Origin of the sequence: Winogradskyella sp. (assembly GCF_013213835.1) — a bacterium.
GTDB lineage: Bacteria > Bacteroidota > Bacteroidia > Flavobacteriales > Flavobacteriaceae > Winogradskyella.
In genome coordinates, this window is the sequence record NZ_JABSSU010000004.1 from 54073 (window position 1) to 71560 (window position 17488).

13 protein-coding genes and 1 pseudogene are annotated in these 17488 nt (G+C 33.7%); 10 read left to right on the forward strand and 4 right to left on the reverse strand.

Annotated elements, in window-relative coordinates; all coding sequences use genetic code 11:
• The first annotated feature begins 10 nt into the window (after positions 1–10).
• The gene (gene hemB, locus HRU50_RS05990) at positions 11–1003 is read left to right on the forward strand and encodes a porphobilinogen synthase (RefSeq protein ID WP_296349206.1); all 993 of its coding nucleotides are present in this window, start codon (positions 11–13) and stop codon (positions 1001–1003) included.
• On the opposite strand, the gene HRU50_RS05995 is transcribed toward hemB, so the two are convergent.
• The gene (locus tag HRU50_RS05995; RefSeq protein WP_366927348.1) at positions 1000–1740 is read right to left on the reverse strand and encodes a GLPGLI family protein; all 741 of its coding nucleotides are present in this window, start codon (positions 1738–1740) and stop codon (positions 1000–1002) included. The genes hemB and HRU50_RS05995 overlap by 4 nt on opposite strands.
• 292 nt (positions 1741–2032) lie before the next feature.
• On the opposite strand from HRU50_RS05995, the gene HRU50_RS06000 reads away from it, so the two are divergent.
• From HRU50_RS06000 to HRU50_RS06035, 8 genes and pseudogenes are all read left to right on the forward strand, one after another.
• Positions 2033–3430 (forward strand): HAMP domain-containing sensor histidine kinase, encoded by a 1398-nt coding sequence (locus HRU50_RS06000; protein ID WP_296349211.1) that lies wholly within the window; start codon positions 2033–2035, stop codon positions 3428–3430.
• 11 nt (positions 3431–3441) lie between these two features.
• On the forward strand, positions 3442–4128 hold the full coding sequence (locus tag HRU50_RS06005; protein WP_296349213.1) for a response regulator transcription factor: 687 nt from the start codon (positions 3442–3444) through the stop codon (positions 4126–4128).
• A 106-nt stretch (positions 4129–4234) separates the two neighbouring features.
• A complete protein-coding gene (locus tag HRU50_RS06010; RefSeq protein ID WP_296349214.1) occupies positions 4235–4858 on the forward strand; it encodes a hypothetical protein in 624 nt (207 codons plus the stop codon).
• A 67-nt stretch (positions 4859–4925) separates the two neighbouring features.
• On the forward strand, positions 4926–6056 hold the full coding sequence (locus HRU50_RS06015) for a CNNM domain-containing protein (protein WP_296349217.1): 1131 nt from the start codon (positions 4926–4928) through the stop codon (positions 6054–6056).
• A 4-nt stretch (positions 6057–6060) separates the two neighbouring features.
• A complete protein-coding gene (locus tag HRU50_RS06020) occupies positions 6061–6534 on the forward strand; it encodes a methylated-DNA--[protein]-cysteine S-methyltransferase (protein WP_296349219.1) in 474 nt (157 codons plus the stop codon).
• Positions 6534–7058: a DUF4442 domain-containing protein gene (locus HRU50_RS06025; protein ID WP_296349222.1), complete on the forward strand. Its 525-nt coding sequence runs from the start codon at positions 6534–6536 to the stop codon at positions 7056–7058. The genes HRU50_RS06020 and HRU50_RS06025 overlap by 1 nt, the downstream gene beginning before the upstream one ends.
• A 5-nt stretch (positions 7059–7063) precedes the next feature.
• Positions 7064–8245: pseudogene (locus HRU50_RS06030) on the forward strand (serine hydrolase).
• 57 nt (positions 8246–8302) lie between these two features.
• Positions 8303–9019 carry a 3'-5' exonuclease gene (locus tag HRU50_RS06035; protein WP_296349225.1) on the forward strand — a complete coding sequence of 239 codons (717 nt, stop codon included), beginning with the start codon at positions 8303–8305 and terminating at the stop codon, positions 9017–9019.
• 152 nt (positions 9020–9171) lie between these two features.
• Here HRU50_RS06035 and HRU50_RS06040 read toward each other — a convergent pair whose 3' ends face one another.
• Positions 9172–13848 carry a M14 family zinc carboxypeptidase gene (locus HRU50_RS06040; protein WP_296349227.1) on the reverse strand — a complete coding sequence of 1559 codons (4677 nt, stop codon included), beginning with the start codon at positions 13846–13848 and terminating at the stop codon, positions 9172–9174.
• A gap of 205 nt (positions 13849–14053) precedes the next feature.
• On the opposite strand from HRU50_RS06040, the gene HRU50_RS06045 reads away from it, so the two are divergent.
• Positions 14054–15754 carry an ABC transporter ATP-binding protein gene (locus tag HRU50_RS06045; RefSeq protein WP_296349228.1) on the forward strand — a complete coding sequence of 567 codons (1701 nt, stop codon included), beginning with the start codon at positions 14054–14056 and terminating at the stop codon, positions 15752–15754.
• A gap of 315 nt (positions 15755–16069) precedes the next feature.
• Here the strand turns inward: HRU50_RS06045 and HRU50_RS06050 are convergent, their stop codons facing one another.
• Together HRU50_RS06050 and HRU50_RS06055 are read right to left on the reverse strand one after the other, a co-directional pair.
• On the reverse strand, positions 16070–16723 hold the full coding sequence (locus tag HRU50_RS06050; RefSeq protein ID WP_296349230.1) for a 3-oxoacid CoA-transferase subunit B: 654 nt from the start codon (positions 16721–16723) through the stop codon (positions 16070–16072).
• Position 16724: 1 nt separating this feature from the next.
• The gene (locus tag HRU50_RS06055) at positions 16725–17423 is read right to left on the reverse strand and encodes a CoA transferase subunit A (RefSeq protein WP_296349233.1); all 699 of its coding nucleotides are present in this window, start codon (positions 17421–17423) and stop codon (positions 16725–16727) included.
• Positions 17424–17488: the final 65 nt, after the last annotated feature.

Sequence of the window (17488 nt, forward strand, 5' to 3'; positions counted from 1 at the left end):
ACTTTTAATAATGTTCCCAATAAGAAGAAACCGAAGACTAAGAACAAGCGAAGCAATTAGAGGCTTAGTTAGAGAAACTATAATAACACCCAACGATTTTCTTGTGCCGCTTTTTGTAGTAGAAGGTAATGGTATAAAAGAAGAAATTGCTTCTATGCCAAACTACTATCGCTATAGTTTAGATTTACTTAAAGATGAAGTAAAACTATTGTGGAGTTTTGGCTTAAAATCGGTTTTACTTTTTGTAAAAGTGCCTGATAATTTAAAAGATAATAAGGGTACCGAAGCTTTAAATCCTAATGGATTAATGCAACGTGCCATTAAGACTGTTAAAGACGTTTGTCCGGATATGTTAGTGATGACAGATGTGGCTTTAGATCCATTTTCGTCTTATGGACATGATGGTATTATTGAAAACGGAAAAATCATAAACGACAGAACTGTTGAAGTATTAGCCGAAATGAGTATTTCTCACGCTGAAGCTGGTGCTGATTTTGTTGCACCTAGTGATATGATGGATGGTCGAATTTTGGGTATTAGAGAAGGTTTAGACCAATCTAATTTTACCGATGTTGGTATTATGAGTTATTCTGCCAAATACGCTTCTGCTTTTTATGGACCATTTAGAGATGCTTTAGATTCAGCACCTGTAGATATGATTGATGTTCCTAAAGACAAAAAGACCTATCAAATGGATTACGCTAATAGAGATGAAGCCATTAGAGAAACTGAAATGGACATTAATGAAGGTGCCGATATTGTTATGGTAAAACCAGGCTTAAGTTATCTTGACATTGTTAGAGATATTAGAAATAATTTTGAAATCCCAATAGCTGTTTACCAAGTATCAGGTGAATATGCAATGCTTAAAGCTGCCGCTGAAAAAGGTTGGTTAGATCATGACACTGTAATGTTGGAACAAATCACCTCTATTAAGCGCGCTGGTGCAGATATTATAGCGAGCTATTTTGCTAAGGATGTGGTTAAATTGCTTAACAGCTAATCATCATATAAATATATCTGTCCGAGCTTTCTATAGTCTTCGGAGGTTACGATTTCACCGGAAACTGGCTCTTCTATATCGAGATATTCAGTGTTTTCGAAATCTACTGATTGTGCTTTAAAGTAGACCATTTTCCCAAATTTGACCTCGAGAATCAAACCTGGCAAACCATTATAGCCATGTGGCCCATGCTCTACAGGTATTTGAGATGTATACCATACTTCTGAATTAGAATCTTCTACCAAATTAGCCTTTATACATTTGTAACCCAATATCTCTTTAGTTTCCGTTGTAATTTCCCATTTAATAGAATCTCTTTTTACACGTTTAGTAACTCCAAAAACTTCCTGCTGTGAGATATTCCAATTGCGACTCAAATCAGAGTAAAATAAAGATTCACCACCTGCAAAAATCCAGGCCAAATTAATCTTTGCTCTTTCAGTAGTAATTACATCATTATCATTGTTCCAAATTGGCAACTCAGTCTTTGGCTCAACAGTATATAAAGCAATACTATCATTAAATACTAAATATGATTCCACATCTTGGGAACCATGAATCATAGCAAGAACATCGTTTTGAATTTCCGTCTTTTCAGGGTTTGTGTTCGGCAAGTCAGTACTATCCTTAACAATAGATACTTTATATGTTACTTTCCCTGTTGATTGAGAAATTAAGTTCATACAGTTAAGAAAACTAAGAATAACCAAAATATGTTTCATGCCTAAATTTAGCATTTCTTAGTTAGGTTAATGCTAGGTTAACGTCACTTTTTTCTTTTTCTAAACGAATTGTTAGTAATAGATTTGTGTCATCATCAATCATAAATCATAGAAATATGAAATCCTTAAACAACAATCAAATCACAAAAAGAGATCAGAGAACTAAAGCCTATAATTGGAATACCAGAAGACGCTTTAGGTAGTTATCTTTTTAGTAAAGCGGAGTTTACAGTATCATCAATCAAAATATAAATCAATCAAATTATTACCTGTAAACTCTGTTTTATGTTTTAAATTAGAGCTTCAAATGAAAAGAAAAATCAATGTTCTAATCTTTGCCTCTATTCTTGGGCTAATAGCGCTATCTATTATTCAAGGCTATCTTATTAACAACACCTATAAACTTGAGAAAGACGCCTTTATAGAAGAAACCAAACGAGCAGTTTTTCGGTTTGACGACCAATTAACAGAAATTGATTCGATTTACGAAATGGTTGGTGAAGAAATGGTAGACAGGATTATTGATTACAAATTAGGTCGACTAGAAAAACATAAGTTCCTAAATGAATTCAATAATATTACAGATACCGTTAATCCAAAATTTATCAAATTATATCAAGATGCTTTTAGATCTTTTAATTTATCTCACCCGGTTAAATTTCAGAAGAGATTAAGAGCTGTTGTACTTTTAGATAGCGTATTTAATGACACACTTTTTTATAAACCTCAAAAGTTAAATTCTCTTTACTTATTAGGTGAAGCCTTTGATGTGGAAAGTGCTTATGCACTAAATAATTCTCAAATCACTAATGATGTGCAACGGAATTATGTAGAGAATGGAATCGAAAAAAGTGTGTCGATAGAATTTCAAGTTACAACACAAGATTATATCAATATAGATGGGTGGGAAAAAGAAGTTTTAAGACGTATGTCTGGTATTCTTGTACTCTCTATTTTCATTTTTGCTTTTGTTCTTGGGCTACTTTATTATTCGATAAAAAGTCTTATCACTCAAAAGAAAATCGCTGATATTAAAACCGATTTTGTCAATAACATTACCCATGAGCTTAAAACGCCTTTAGCTACGCTTACTCTAGCCACTAAAATGCTTAGAAAAGAAGAAATTCAACATGAACCAAAACTTATTGAAAATACTGTACAAACCATTGAACGCCAAAATAAAAGACTGCAAAAGCTCATTGACCAAGTGTTGAATAACAGTTTGGGTTACAAAGAAATTGAACTAAACAAGGAATCTGTAATTATTTCTGATTACCTAAATACTGTTTTAGATGATTTTGAACTCTCCGTAAAATCTAAGGAGCTTAAACTGAATAGAAACTTTAATCTACTGCACTCCTCTATTCGTATTGATAAGTTTTATATGACCACTGCTCTTTTAAATATTCTTGAAAATGCAGTAAAATATTCTGAAAATAACATTGAAATCAATATTGATGTTCAAGCTTCTAATCATTTAAAAATTTCAATTGAAGACAATGGCATAGGTATATCGGACAAGGACAAAAACCAAATCTTTGAAAAGTTCTATAGAGCAGGAAATACGGAGGTTCATAATGTTAAAGGACTTGGCCTTGGGTTATACTACACAAAACAAATTATTAAAGCCCATAACGGAGACATCATTGTTAAAAGTCAGAATAATAATGGTACTATCTTTATTCTCACAATACCAATTAATTAAAATCTGAAATAATGAAACATATTCTTTTAGCAGAAGACGATTTAGATTTCGGTAACATATTAAAACAATACTTAGAAATATCAGGTTTTAAAATAACTTGGGCAAAAGACGGAAAAGAAGCTTTAGACGTATTTACCAAAAACACATTTAACATTTGTGTTTTTGACGTGATGATGCCAAAATTGGATGGCTTTACCTTAGCAGAAAAAATCATAGAATTAAGTCCAGAGACACCTTTTATTTTCTTAACCGCTCGAAAACTTAAAGAAGATAAAATAAAAGGATTAAAGCTGGGTGCCGATGATTATATCGTTAAACCTTTTGAGGCCGACGAACTTGTTTTAAGGCTGAATAACATATTAAAACGTTCCGAAAAATCACGTACTCAATTAGAGCTAACTGAAATTATAAACATTGGAGATTATAACCTCAACACCAAAAGATTAGAACTAACTTGCAACGACTACAAAAAGCAACTGACACAAAAGGAAGGTGAATTAATCATCTATTTATATAATCATAAAAATCAACTTCTTAAACGTGAAGACATCTTAAACACTGTTTGGAAAAATGATGATTTCTTTTCAGGAAGGAGCATGGATGTTTTTATTAGTAGACTTCGTAAATACTTCAAATTAGACCCATCAATAACTATTGAAAGTATAAGAAATGTAGGTCTAGAGTTTAAGGTAAGTTAATAAGAACTGCGACCTAGGTTAACGATGGGTTAACGACTTATAATTTCTTTTTTAGACTGTTTTTCTCATATACATTTGTTTCATAATCAATTAAAAACGAATTATTATGGAATTTCAAAACACACAAAAATTAAAAAGAAGTATTAGAATTGTAGACGCTAAAAAAGCAATTTGCACGGCATTTGTTGCAGCACTCTTTTCAACATTAAGTCTTAGTGCACAATCTACGCCAAATCCACCACAAACCCCTAATCCACCAGAGACATCCACGAGTGAAACACGCTCAGTATCCACGTCAAGAAATATGGAAGAAAACTCAAGTAGCTCTATATCGGTAGCTACGACTAATGAAAATTACAAATTTAGAGCACGATACAATAAATCAAAAACTGAAGGTGTTAAAGCTATGCTTCTTGAGAATCTTGATAAAGATAACCTCAAAGTTACTGGTAGTACTTTTACGTGGACAGATAAGAGTACTGGTGGTGAAGTCTTTAAATGTAGACTTAGTAAGGGTCAATTGAGAATCTTTGTTGATAAACTAGAAGCTTCTGAAGATTTCGTGAATAAAATAAGCGAATTAGGTAATGACATAAAACATTATGTTTCTGGCACAAGCGCATTGGAGGAAAGTAAAAAAGCCAAGGCAAAAGCAGAGCGTGAGCTAGAACGTGCAGAAAGAGAATTAGCAAGAGCAAAGCGTGACGTTGAGCGTGCTGGTAATAATTAATTTGCCATACTTCAAACAGAGAATATCACAGATATTATTTAAATTAGCCATTAAATAAAATTATTTAATGGCTTTACTCTTTTTTTACGCTGTAATATCTATTTTCTTTTCATTTTTATGTTCCATTTTAGAAGCCGTTTTACTGAGTATCACTCCGACATTCATTAATGTAAAAAAACAAGAAGGCAAGGCATATGCTGAAGATTTAGAAGAATTAAAAAAAGATGTCGATAGACCTCTAATTGCAATTCTCACTTTAAACACTATTGCACACACTGTTGGGGCAATTCTTGTTGGTGTGCAAGCTAAAGTGGCCTACTCAGAAATGTATCCTGAAGATGGCACTGTAAGTACTATTCTTGGTATAGAATTTACTTCTGACGTTATGGTTGGATTAGTATCTACAGTCATGACAATTTTAATTTTAGTTGCTTCAGAAATCATCCCAAAAACTATTGGTGCAACCTATTGGAAACAATTGGCCAACTTTTCAACAAAAGCATTAAATATTTTAATTTTCATATGTAAGTGGACTGGTGTATTATGGTTAATGCGATTATTTACAAAGCTGTTTGGTAAAGGTCATCACGGCAGTGTCCTTAGCCGTGAAGATTTTTCAGCAATGACTCAAATTGCTGAGGAAGAAGGTGTTTTTGAAGAAAGTGAGAGTAAAGTGATAAAAAACTTACTGACTTTCAAAGAAGTTCATGCAAAAGATATCATGACGCCACGTACGGTAATGAAAATAGAGGACGAAACCACAACTATTGAAGTTTTCTTTAATGCTAATCATAACATACGTTTTTCTAGAATTCCTGTATATACAGATAATCCTGATAACATTACCGGACTAGTCCTTAAAGACGAAGTTTTTAAAGAAATGGCTCTTGGTAATGGCTCTAAACCATTGTCCGAGATTAAAAGAGACATTATTGTTGTTAATCGAAGTATTCCAATTCCTACGTTGTTTGAAAATTTAGTTGAAAGTAGGAATCACTTGGCTTTGGTTTTTGATGAATATGGATCTGTGAGTGGTTTAGTCACTATGGAAGATGTTATAGAAACACTTTTAGGCTTAGAAATCATGGACGAAAGTGATAATGTATCTGACCTTCAACAATTGGCCAGAAAAAGCTGGGAGACAAGAGCAAAACGTCTTGGTCTTATAGAAGAGGAAAAAGAAAATCCTGAAGATTAATGTAATGCAGACCTGCTATATTGAAACACCGCTTGGACACGCTAAAATTGTTGGAGACAACAATGGTGTGAGTTCTGTTTCAATATTAGACACACAGGAAGAATTATCTACCATTATCCCGGAAACTCTTTTAGACTGTGTAACCCAACTGAAAGAATATTTTAGAGAAGAACGTACATCTTTCGATTTAAAACTCAATCCAGAAGGTACTTTGTTTCAGAAAAAAGTTTGGGACGCACTTCACACCATTCCATCTGGGAAGACTATTTCGTATCTCAACTTTGCAAAGCGGTTAGAAGACACAAAGGCAATTAGAGCTATCGCTAATGCCATTGGTAAAAACCCAATATGGATAATAATACCATGTCATAGGGTAATTGGTACAGACGGAAGTTTAACAGGATATGCTGGTGGATTATACAGAAAGCAATGGTTGCTTAATCATGAAAACGACTATAAACAACAAACACTTTTTTAATGTATAAAGTGATTACTGAATTTTTAAATCGCTTTTTTAAAGCCTCTACAATTTATAAATATGGCTTTAATTGGTCACCAATGTATCGCAGAACTACTGCCAAAATCATTGAGGTAAGTGACGACTTATACAAAGTGAAAATTCGTCTAAAACCAAATTGGAAAAACCGTAATTATGCAGGTACTATTTTTGGTGGCAGCATGCTCTCAGCAACAGACCCTATTTATATGATTCAATTACTACAAATCTTAGGTAATAATTATGTTGTATGGGATAAAATGGTTGAGGCACGTTATAAAAGACCCGCAAAGTCTGTTATCTACGGAACGTTTCAATTTTCAAAAAAAGAAATAGAAACACTTAAAAAAAATCTTGCTGAACAAAATGAAATGGATATTTGTAAGTCTATGGATTTGGTAGATACTCAACAAAATATAATCGCTACCTTTAAAAAAACTATGTATGTAGCTAACAAGACATTCTATAAAAAGAAGATTGAAAATCGAAAATATACTAATAACTAACTACTATGAAATTCCTTAAAAAACTACTCAAATTTTTGGTCATCTTCGTCGGCCTACTGGTTGTTGTACTTTATATCACAGATACGGATTATCTACTAAAAGCTGTAAGAACAATATACATGAAAGGTCATACAACCGCTTATTTAGAAGATTACAAGGAATTTGATAATCAAACAATAGCAGCAAGTGACAATCCTCAACCTTGGTCTAATCATAGAGATTATAATTCAGTTGAATTAACTGAAAGACTAGAAAAAGCACATAAAGATTGGGGAACTATTGCTTACGTTATTATCAAAAATGATAGTATATGGCATGAAAGCTATTACGATGGGTTTAATGAAGATTCACAATCCAACTCATTTTCTATGGCAAAAAGCTATGTAACTGGTTTAATGTTTAAAGCCATTCAAGAAGGTTATATTAAAAGTTTAGAACAACCTGTTTGTGATTTTTTACCAGCATTTTGTGATGGAAAAGCTGCAAAAATGACGGTTGGTGATTTATCCTCTATGGCGTCAGGTACCAATTGGGATGAAGCCTATTACTCGCCATTATCAATTACAACGCGTGCTTATTTTGATGATGATTTAGCTAAGGTTATCAATGGCTTAAAAATGGGTTGGGATGAAAATGGTGATGAAATTGACCCAGGATAAGCTTTTAAATATGCTAGTGGTGATACACAAATGTTAGCTATGGTAATTGAAAAAGCAACGAGCAAAAAACTATACACCTATTTTGAAGAAAGCTTTTGGAAACCTCTAGGTAGTGAAAATGAAACATTATGGCAAGTAGATAGCGAAGATCATGATTTGGTTAAAGCCTACTGCTGTATTGCAAGTAATGCTAAAGATTTTGCGAGATATGGAAAGCTGCATAAGGACTATGGTAAATGGAACGGTCAACAAATACTAGACTCTGCTTTTGTGGCTAAATCCATCACACCAAGATTTCCTGAAAGTCCTGAATATGGATATGGCTGGTGGATGAAAGATGTGCTTGGTAAAAACTTTAAAATGATGCGTGGTCACCTTGGTCAATATGTCATTATTCAACCTGAGGATAATATCATCATAGTTCGTTTAGGTCATCAAAAAGCACCAGATTCAGGAAAACCGGTATTTACAAGCGATATCGATTTATACATTGAAGAGGCCTATAAAATGCTGAATAACAAATCATAAGATTTTTGATTAAGTTTTATTTTCCTACATTTATGAGATCATAAACAATAACGATTCATGATTTCAAAACTCAATCTCGAAAACATCTTATTTCTAGATATTGAAACAGTTCCTGAAACTGAAAATTTCTCAGATTTAGATGCCACAAAACAAGAGCTTTGGGAAGCAAAATCTCGTTACCAGCGTAAAGACGAGTTTACACCAGAAGAGTTTTACGATAGAGCCGGCATTTGGGCAGAATTTGGTAAAATTGTTTGTATCTCTGTTGGCTACTTTTCCAATGCATCAAGTGAACCAAGACAGTTTAGAGTAACTTCTTTTTTTGGTGATGAAATAACGATTTTAAAGGACTTCAAAAATCTTTTGATTTCTCACTTCAGCCAAGCTAAACACTTGCTTTGTGCACATAACGGTAAAGAATTTGATTTTCCATATATCGCAAGGAGAATGATTATTCATAATATAGAATTACCTTATAAACTTAATTTATTTGGTAAGAAACCTTGGGAAGTGCCTCATCTTGACACTTTAGAACTATGGAAATTCGGCGATTATAAAACCTATACTTCTCTTAAACTTTTAACTAATGTACTTGGCATTCCTTCACCAAAAGATGATATTGATGGTAGCGAAGTTTATAGCGTATATTACCAAGACAATAACATTGACAGAATTATAACATATTGCGAAAAAGATACAATTGCTGTGGCTCAAATACTTCTTAGACTTCGTGGTGATGATTTACTAAATGACGATGAGATTCTACATATTTAATAACCATCATTACGAATGTTAGTTAAGTAATCTTATACTTATATAGTATGGCTCTTTTAATCATTGAGATTCCAACCTTCGCAGAAATTACATATAAAAAAAGCCCAGATATAAAATCTGAGCTCTTCATCATAAATAAAGTTAGTTAAGATTTATTTTATCACAACTTTCTGTGTTTTAGAATGATTAGTATTAGATAATTCAATTAAATAAATGCCCTTAGAATAGTTAGCCGTATCAATTGCATGTCTTAGGTTTGAGGCTGAAAGCTCTGTGCTGTAAATCGCTCTACCTTGTACATCATACAACTTAAACTGCGTATCATTATGTAATTGTCCTTTCACGACTATTTGGTTTCGATTGTTATCCGAATACACCTCAACGGTTTCTAGACTTTCTTCTCTATCTGATAAGGTAGTTTGTGCAAAAACTAAATAAAAACGTCCTGAACCTGACAAGTCTGCATCCGCAATGAAAGTATAATCAGTAGTATTTAATAAAGTAAATGTGTTTGTCTGTGTATCTTCAAGATAAATATCGTGATCTAAGTTGTTAGCTTCCATACTAATGGTTACTTGCTGACCTTGAGATAAATTAATTCCTAAAGGAATAGTTGTAGTACTCTCAATATCACTTGAGCTAATAGCCTGAATTGCCACATCTATATCTAAATCACCTGAAGCTAGTTTGGTAAAAATTGAATAACCCGAAGGCGCGCCATTAAAATGCTCAGCATCGTATCCAACATCTAGACCAAGTGTGGTGTTTTCATTAAAATATAAGTCAGTACTAAATGATTCAGAATCTGAAGTCATTGTTATTATAGCATTAGATAAAGTATTATCATTTCTTCCAGATATAAAATCATCTGAATTACCAGTAGCTCTCATTTCCGGTGTAAAATTGATATCTGCTCCACCATCTTTAGAGGAAATAAAGAATCCTTGTCCGGGTGCAATTACTGCATCTACACTAGTATTAGCTAAATTTAATATTGTCCAATTACTTCCATCTGTATCATCTGCGTCGTACCCATAAATTGCAACACTCTGGCTATCTAAATCCGATAAATTTTCTAATAAAAACTCATGAAGTTTAATATACGATGTATACGGGTTTCCGACGAGATTCCATTTATCGTAAGTCGGACCAGCTTTTTGAATAGGTATTGTCACCAGCGAAGTATTTACATTCCCAGTAAACGCAAACGTGCCATTATCAGTAGATGCAGCCCTATAACCTGTAGCTAAATTTAATTGCGCACTTTCGGTATTAGAGTAGATCTGGTATTCATTAATTGGTTTTTCAAAAGGTCCAAATAAATAAAGGGTCTGTGCCGTATTAGAGTGTATGTTGGTATTATCACTTAAAAAGTCTGTAAATATTTGCCCGCTAACTGGTGGTGCAACTAAGTCATTACCGTTTGCAACAGAATTAACATGACGGTTGTACACAACATCACCAGTCACAGTTCCTTCAACTACTAAGCTGGAATATTCATCAGAATCTGAAAACATACTAATGTCACCATTATTTAAAATACTGCCATTTGAAATTATTGATGCTGTTTTCTCAATATTCATTGTAGCTCCAGCATCAACAGTAATGCTATTTACTTCAATATCTGTGTTTACAGCGTAAGTTCCGTCTTGAATGAGTACATTCTTATCAGCTGTTGCATTTGATGGTGCATTTGGCGTCCATGCATTATTACTATACAATAAGCCATCAAATAATCTTACAGTATAGTCTTCTACCTCGCCATAAGTAAATGTCTCACATGCTGTTGGATTTCCATTGTATTTCATCGATACTCTCATTCTCGTATATCCTTGAAAAACGTTAGATGGAATTGTAAATGAGCCACTTACTGGTGAATTCTGTGTAAGAGATTGCGTCCACACTTGCTCACCCGAATCATTAAAGTCTCCATCCTTATTATAATCAATCCAAACACTATAGGCCTCGGAATAAATTTGACCTTGCCAATCCGGAGTTAATGTTATTGTATAAGTTTGACCTTCTAAGAGTGTTGTTGAAACATTTGTAAAATCTGAATAACCCTGCGCATTAGAACTATTGTCTATTGTGTTTAATTGCACTCTTGAGATATATTCGTAACTAGAATTATTCCCTTGAGAATTACAATAACTTATTGGAGATGTTGTAAACTGTGTACTATCTGAATATTCAGAAGTGGATACACCACATTTAGATCGTACTTGAAACTCATAATTTGTCACAGCAGTTAAGCTATTAACATCATAAGAACTACTGGCTAGGTCAGTAACTTCTGTCCATGTACCAACACCTAACACTCTATATCTTACGTCAAAAGTAGCAGAAGGAATTGAGGCCCAATCTAATGTTGCTGAAGAAGCAGTTATAGAGTTAGCATTTAAACTAGTAGGCACGTCTGTAGCACAAGGTATTGTAATTCCTATTACTTTAAAATCATCAAAGAAAAAGCCCTCAGCATTCGCAGAATAGTTTTCGAATTGGTTATCACCATCAGACCTCACTCTAAATCTAAATGATACTGTTGATGAGGCTAACAATGAACTGTTATTTGAATCGTCAATAATAATTTCTTCCATAACCCAATTATCCATTTGATCACCATCATAGATATGTCCAGAACTATTATTACCCTGAAAAGCTTCATTAGTTGTACTTTTAAGCGCATGATCATTTGTGCTTGAAGAGGATTTCGGTTTTGAATATTTACCATTCAAGGTTACCCAATTTGATCCATTCGTAGATGCTTGAAGTTCCACTAGGTCAAAATTTCTTTCAATATCCCACTTAGTGTAAAACTGTACTAACACTTTGTTTGAACTAGAAAAATCGTAGTTATTTGCAGTAGTTACTGTCTTTGTAGTATTATTTGCATAAGGCACCGTATTACCAGTTCTAAATACTCTTGAGCCAGTATATCCTCCAACATTAGGTCTACTCCAACCAGAATTTGACCAATCTGAAAAACCTGCTTGTGCATCACTAAAGAAAATAACCGTTGGTTGATAATACTTTACAACATTTACATCATAAAACACACCTTCATCATTAGATAATTGCACTTTATATTCAATTTTGTCATTTGGTTGAATTAATGGATCTAATTCAATTGTACCACTTAAATTTCTTTGTTCTAGAATTGACATACCAGACTGTGTTGCCGGGGAAACAATATTTGTAATATTAGTTGATATGGGAGTAATGTTTAATGTAAAACTACTTGGGGTTTGACCAATACGTTCTAATGCAAAGTCTAACGTAGATGTTAAACTTGTTATATCACTCTGTGTTAAATCGTGAAACTTCGCATATTTACCACCATAATATGCTCCCATTAATGAAATTCTCATTGAGCGTTTTGCAATAGGTATAATCTCTGTTGGTGTTGGCCAAAACCCTAAACCACCATGCTCTGGAGTTGTTGCAAGAACATTTTTGCCAGAACCAATAGAACCGTTAGCATCTGCATTACCTCCTAACATCCAATCATCGGCGATACCGTTAGATGGAGAAAAAATTGTTGCACCTGATACATATCTATTATACTTTGTCATATCTGAATGCATTTCGTGCATTTCGTCTTCTCTACCCGATACAAAGTTTGGATTTCCACCATATGGGTGTGGAATAGAATTGGCCCAAGAGTGGTTCCAAATAGCCGTTTTAAAGTTTCTACTTTGTACAAATTCAACTATAATTTGTGTCTCTGGTTCAGACTCTGGACTTGGACCACGATATGAGTCTTGACTTGGATTACCCGAAGAACCTGTACCTGCAGATCCCCAGAAATAATCAAAGTTTCTGTTTAAATCAACTCCTCTATTGGCTGAAGAATTAGAGGTACCACCTGTATTAGGTCTTAAATTTTTACGTTGCATTCCACCACCCGATGCACTTAAATGTTGGTTCCACCTTAAACCATCAGGATTTACAACAGGAATAAAATACAATTCGTTATTATCAACCAATTCTTTAATCGCATTATCAGAATTATAATTTTCAATAATGTACCACATAAAGTACATGTTATTCATAAGTGCACTAACTTCTCTTGAGTGAATCATAGAAGTAAATAACATTTGAGGTTTAGAACCTTCTGCTGTAGAACTTTCATTACCAGTAATTCTAACATAGTACATGGTCTGTGGATTCCATCTTGTGTTACCTTGACCTGTATAAGTTAGTCCATTGTTATTTATGGTACCAGATGGATTTCCCCAAGTTGTAATACCTGAAGAAGATGCGTCTTGTTTGGATGAAACAATATTTAAACCATTAGTCTGAGAATACGTTCTCATATCATCTAATTCTGATAATACTTCGCTTATGGTATAACAACCGCCCATTGAGCCTAATTCGAAATTGATTGGTTTCGTCCAATCCTTTTCTTCCAATTCTGCATATTGAAGGTAATTATCTAATACAGCATCGGTAATAGATCCGCTTTTTTGCATCATTATATTATAGGTAGATCTTGTTCTTGCATTTTCTAATTGTGCCTGTTGCATAGCTCTTGGCATCATAGCGACAGCCCTTTGATTATAGAATGTTGTTAAATCTGCTATTTTAGTCGTGTATGAAATACCATTTTGATCTAAAACACTTCTATCGGCGTCAGATATATCTATCGTTAAGTTATCTTGACGATGGTCATGATTTACACCACATCTAAGATCTACACCATATTGGGCTAATAAGTTTAGTGTGCTTTGACTAGGTTGAGAAATTGATATTCTAGAATGTTGGTTTTGAGCTGACGCGAACTGCGAAACAACTACAACCATGAAAAATAAGCGGTAAAACTTTTTCATCGATTTGGAGTTAATAAATTTAGGGATTACAAATATAGAATTAAATATAGATAAAATGCAAATATCGTCGTTAAAGTGCATTTTATTTTAACATTTGTATTTTATACAGCTTTGTATCAAGGGTTTACATTTTACATTTTTTTACAAATTCCTTAGCGGTAATTTTATATTGAGCCGAAAAGTCTGGTTTTATGTATTTTTACATATGCCAAAATCCGCCTTACTCAGCATAAACGACTTGTCTATTTCCTTTCTTTCTAATTCTGAAGAAAAAGAAATCATCAAATCCATTTCATATCAAATATATTCAGATGAAGTAGTCGCTATTGTTGGCGAATCAGGTTCTGGAAAATCCGTATCCTCTCTTTCTATAATGGGATTATTACCTAAAAAGATCTCACGACTAAAATCTGGTTCAATCATTTTCAACGAGAAAGAATTAAACTATTTAAGTCAAAAAGAGTTTCAAACGATTAGGGGAAATGATATTGCAATGATTTTTCAAGAACCTATGAGTTCTTTAAATCCTTCCATGCGATGTGGTAGGCAAGTTGAAGAAATTTTAAAGCAGCACACTTCACTCTCTAATAAAGAAATTAAGACGGAAATTATTTCATTATTTAACCAAGTGAAACTGCCAAATCCTGAGCGCATCTATACATCTTATCCACATGAAATTTCTGGTGGACAGAAACAACGTGTTATGATAGCTATGGCGATTGCCTGTAAACCAAAATTACTAATAGCAGATGAACCAACCACGGCATTAGATGTTACAGTACAACAGGATATTATAAACTTATTAAAGGACATACAGAAGGAAACTAATATGAGTATCATATTTATTTCTCATGATTTGTCCTTGGTCTCACAAATTGCTGATAAAGTCATAGTAATGTATCAGGGTGAAATTGTTGAACAAGGTTCTACAGCAGAAATTTTTCATTATCCTAAACACAACTACACCAAGGCATTGATTGGTGCAAGACCTTCTTCAGAAATTAGACTAAAAAAACTCCCAACCATTAAAGATTTCATTGAGGATAAGGTAGATAAAACCATAATTACTGATGAAGATCGTGCCACACATCATAAAAAACTATATGGTAAAAATCCTCTTTTAGAAATTATAGATGTTGAAAAGGAATACATTACTCAAAAAGGACTTTTTGGAAAGGACAAACGCTTTAAGGCTGTTAATGGTGTAAGCTTTCAGGTATTCCCAGGTGAAACGGTTGGCCTTGTAGGAGAATCAGGATGTGGTAAATCTACTTTAGGTAATGCTATTTTACAATTAGATAAAGCCACTGCTGGTATTATTAAGTATAAAGGCAATGATATTAGAACACTTAATAGCAATGAATTAAGAAGTCTTCGAAAAGAAATTCAAATTATATTTCAAGATCCGTATGCGTCACTAAATCCTAGAATGACTGTTGGTAATGCGATTATTGAACCAATGACAGTCCACCAAATCGGCACCAATTATAACGATAGAAAGCAAAAAGTTATTGAACTTCTTTTTAAGGTTGGATTGAATGAAGATTCATTCTATAAATATCCTCATGAATTCTCTGGCGGACAAAGACAACGGGTTGGTATAGCAAGAACTATAGCCTTGGAACCAACACTTATTGTATGTGATGAATCTGTATCAGCTTTAGATATCTCGGTACAAGCTCAAGTCTTAAACTTATTAAATGATCTTAAACAGGATTTTGGGTTTACTTATATATTTATTTCACACGACTTAGCTGTAGTAAAATATATGGCCAACCAGCTTATTGTAATGAATAAAGGAAAAATTGAAGAAATAGGTGATGCTGATGAAATTTATGGCAAACCTAAAAAGGAATACACCAAAAAATTAATTCACGCTATACCCAAAAGGCTAAAGCATGAATAATTTTTTGGTCAACTTAAAAACACCTGATATTACTCGTAGTGCATTTCTAAAGTTGCATAACATAACATTTTCATTAAAAGTAGGTTCAGATAGATTTGGTTTAGTTTTCATAGATTAAATTCATGGTAGATTTGGGGCAAAATCTTTTGGTTAATTTATGGTAATTTTGGTTGAACTTACTTTCGATTTGGTGATGCTAATATACAACAGATTTTGAATTAATTAGTTTAATTACATTATAAATCGATTAAATACATATTTTTTTAACTTTTAAATGTATTTACCTACAAATTACTTTAACCTATGATAATGAAATTATAGTGACATTTCAGGAACATCACCATCTACAATAAGATGTCCTTCAGTAGCATTGACAATATCTTCAACTGAAACTCCTGGCGCACGTTCTAGAAGCTTAAACCCTTCAGATGTCACTTCTATTACGGCAAGATTAGTAACGATCTTTTTTACACAACCAACACCTGTTAATGGTAAGGTACATTTCTTTAATAGTTTTGAAGCTCCTGCTCTATTGGTATGCATCATAGCCACAATAATATTCTCTGCACTTGCCACTAAGTCCATTGCACCTCCCATTCCTTTAACCATTTTTCCGGGAATTTTCCAATTGGCAATATCGCCATTTTCAGCAACCTCCATGGCTCCTAAAATGGTTAAATCAACATGTTGTCCTCTTATCATAGAAAAACTTGTTGCTGAATCAAAAAATGAAGCACCCGGCAAAGTTGTTATGGTTTGTTTTCCTGCATTAATAACATCAGCATCTTCTTCACCGTCGAATGGAAATGGACCCATACCAAGGACACCATTTTCGCTTTGAAACTCTACTTCTATATCTTCTCTTACAAAATTAGCTACCAACGTCGGAATGCCTATGCCTAAATTCACATAGTAACCGTCCTTAACTTCTCTTGCTATTCGTTTTGCTATTCCGTTTTTATCCAACATATTACCTCTGTCTTACTGTTCGTTGTTCAATGCGTTTTTCAAAATGTGCTCCTTCAAAAATTCGTTGTACAAAAATTCCAGGAATATGAATTTGATTAGGATCTAATTCACCAACAGGCACCAATTCCTCAACCTCAGATACAGTTATATGAGCAGCTCCACACATGTTTGGGTTAAAATTCCGTGCTGTTCCTTTAAAGACCAAATTCCCTACAGCGTCACCCTTCCAGGCTTTTATGAAGCCAAAATCCGCTTTAAATGCTTCCTCAAGAACATACATTTTGCCGTTAAATTCTCTTGTTTCTTTACCTTCTGCAACTTCAGTTCCGTAACCAGCTGGAGTGTAAAACGCCGGAAAACCAGCCTGAGCTGCTCTAGCACGTTCTGCCAGTGTGCCTTGAGGAATCAATTCCACCTCTAACTCACCAGAAAGCATCTGTCTTTCAAACTCATCATTCTCACCTACATATGAGGAAATCATTTTTTTTATTTGTTTTTGCTGAAGTAATAAGCCTAAACCAAAGTCATCAACACCTGCATTATTAGATATACATGTGAGTCCTTTAATGTTCAATTTAACGAGTTCGGCTATTGCATTCTCTGGTATACCAGATAGTCCAAAGCCACCAAACATAAAGGTCATATCATCCTTTACACCTTTTAAGGCTTCAGTAACATTAGCTACTTTTTTATTTATCATGAATACGAAAATTAGACTTCAGAAAAGTACAAAAGACCTGCGAGATTTCATATTAAAACTCTAAT

Excerpts from the sequence above, each read along its gene's own strand:
- hemB (WP_296349206.1), top strand. The coding sequence starts at position 11 with ATGTTCCCAATAAGAAGAAACCGAAGACTAAGAACAAGCGAAGCAATT.
- HRU50_RS05995 (WP_366927348.1), bottom strand. The coding sequence starts at position 1,740 with ATGCTAAATTTAGGCATGAAACATATTTTGGTTATTCTTAGTTTTCTT.
- HRU50_RS06000 (WP_296349211.1), top strand. The coding sequence starts at position 2,033 with ATGAAAAGAAAAATCAATGTTCTAATCTTTGCCTCTATTCTTGGGCTA.
- HRU50_RS06005 (WP_296349213.1), top strand. The coding sequence starts at position 3,442 with ATGAAACATATTCTTTTAGCAGAAGACGATTTAGATTTCGGTAACATA.
- HRU50_RS06010 (WP_296349214.1), top strand. The coding sequence starts at position 4,235 with ATGGAATTTCAAAACACACAAAAATTAAAAAGAAGTATTAGAATTGTA.
- HRU50_RS06015 (WP_296349217.1), top strand. The coding sequence starts at position 4,926 with ATGGCTTTACTCTTTTTTTACGCTGTAATATCTATTTTCTTTTCATTT.
- HRU50_RS06020 (WP_296349219.1), top strand. The coding sequence starts at position 6,061 with ATGCAGACCTGCTATATTGAAACACCGCTTGGACACGCTAAAATTGTT.
- HRU50_RS06025 (WP_296349222.1), top strand. The coding sequence starts at position 6,534 with ATGTATAAAGTGATTACTGAATTTTTAAATCGCTTTTTTAAAGCCTCT.
- HRU50_RS06035 (WP_296349225.1), top strand. The coding sequence starts at position 8,303 with ATGATTTCAAAACTCAATCTCGAAAACATCTTATTTCTAGATATTGAA.
- HRU50_RS06040 (WP_296349227.1), bottom strand. The coding sequence starts at position 13,848 with ATGAAAAAGTTTTACCGCTTATTTTTCATGGTTGTAGTTGTTTCGCAG.
- HRU50_RS06045 (WP_296349228.1), top strand. The coding sequence starts at position 14,054 with ATGCCAAAATCCGCCTTACTCAGCATAAACGACTTGTCTATTTCCTTT.
- HRU50_RS06050 (WP_296349230.1), bottom strand. The coding sequence starts at position 16,723 with ATGTTGGATAAAAACGGAATAGCAAAACGAATAGCAAGAGAAGTTAAG.
- HRU50_RS06055 (WP_296349233.1), bottom strand. The coding sequence starts at position 17,423 with ATGATAAATAAAAAAGTAGCTAATGTTACTGAAGCCTTAAAAGGTGTA.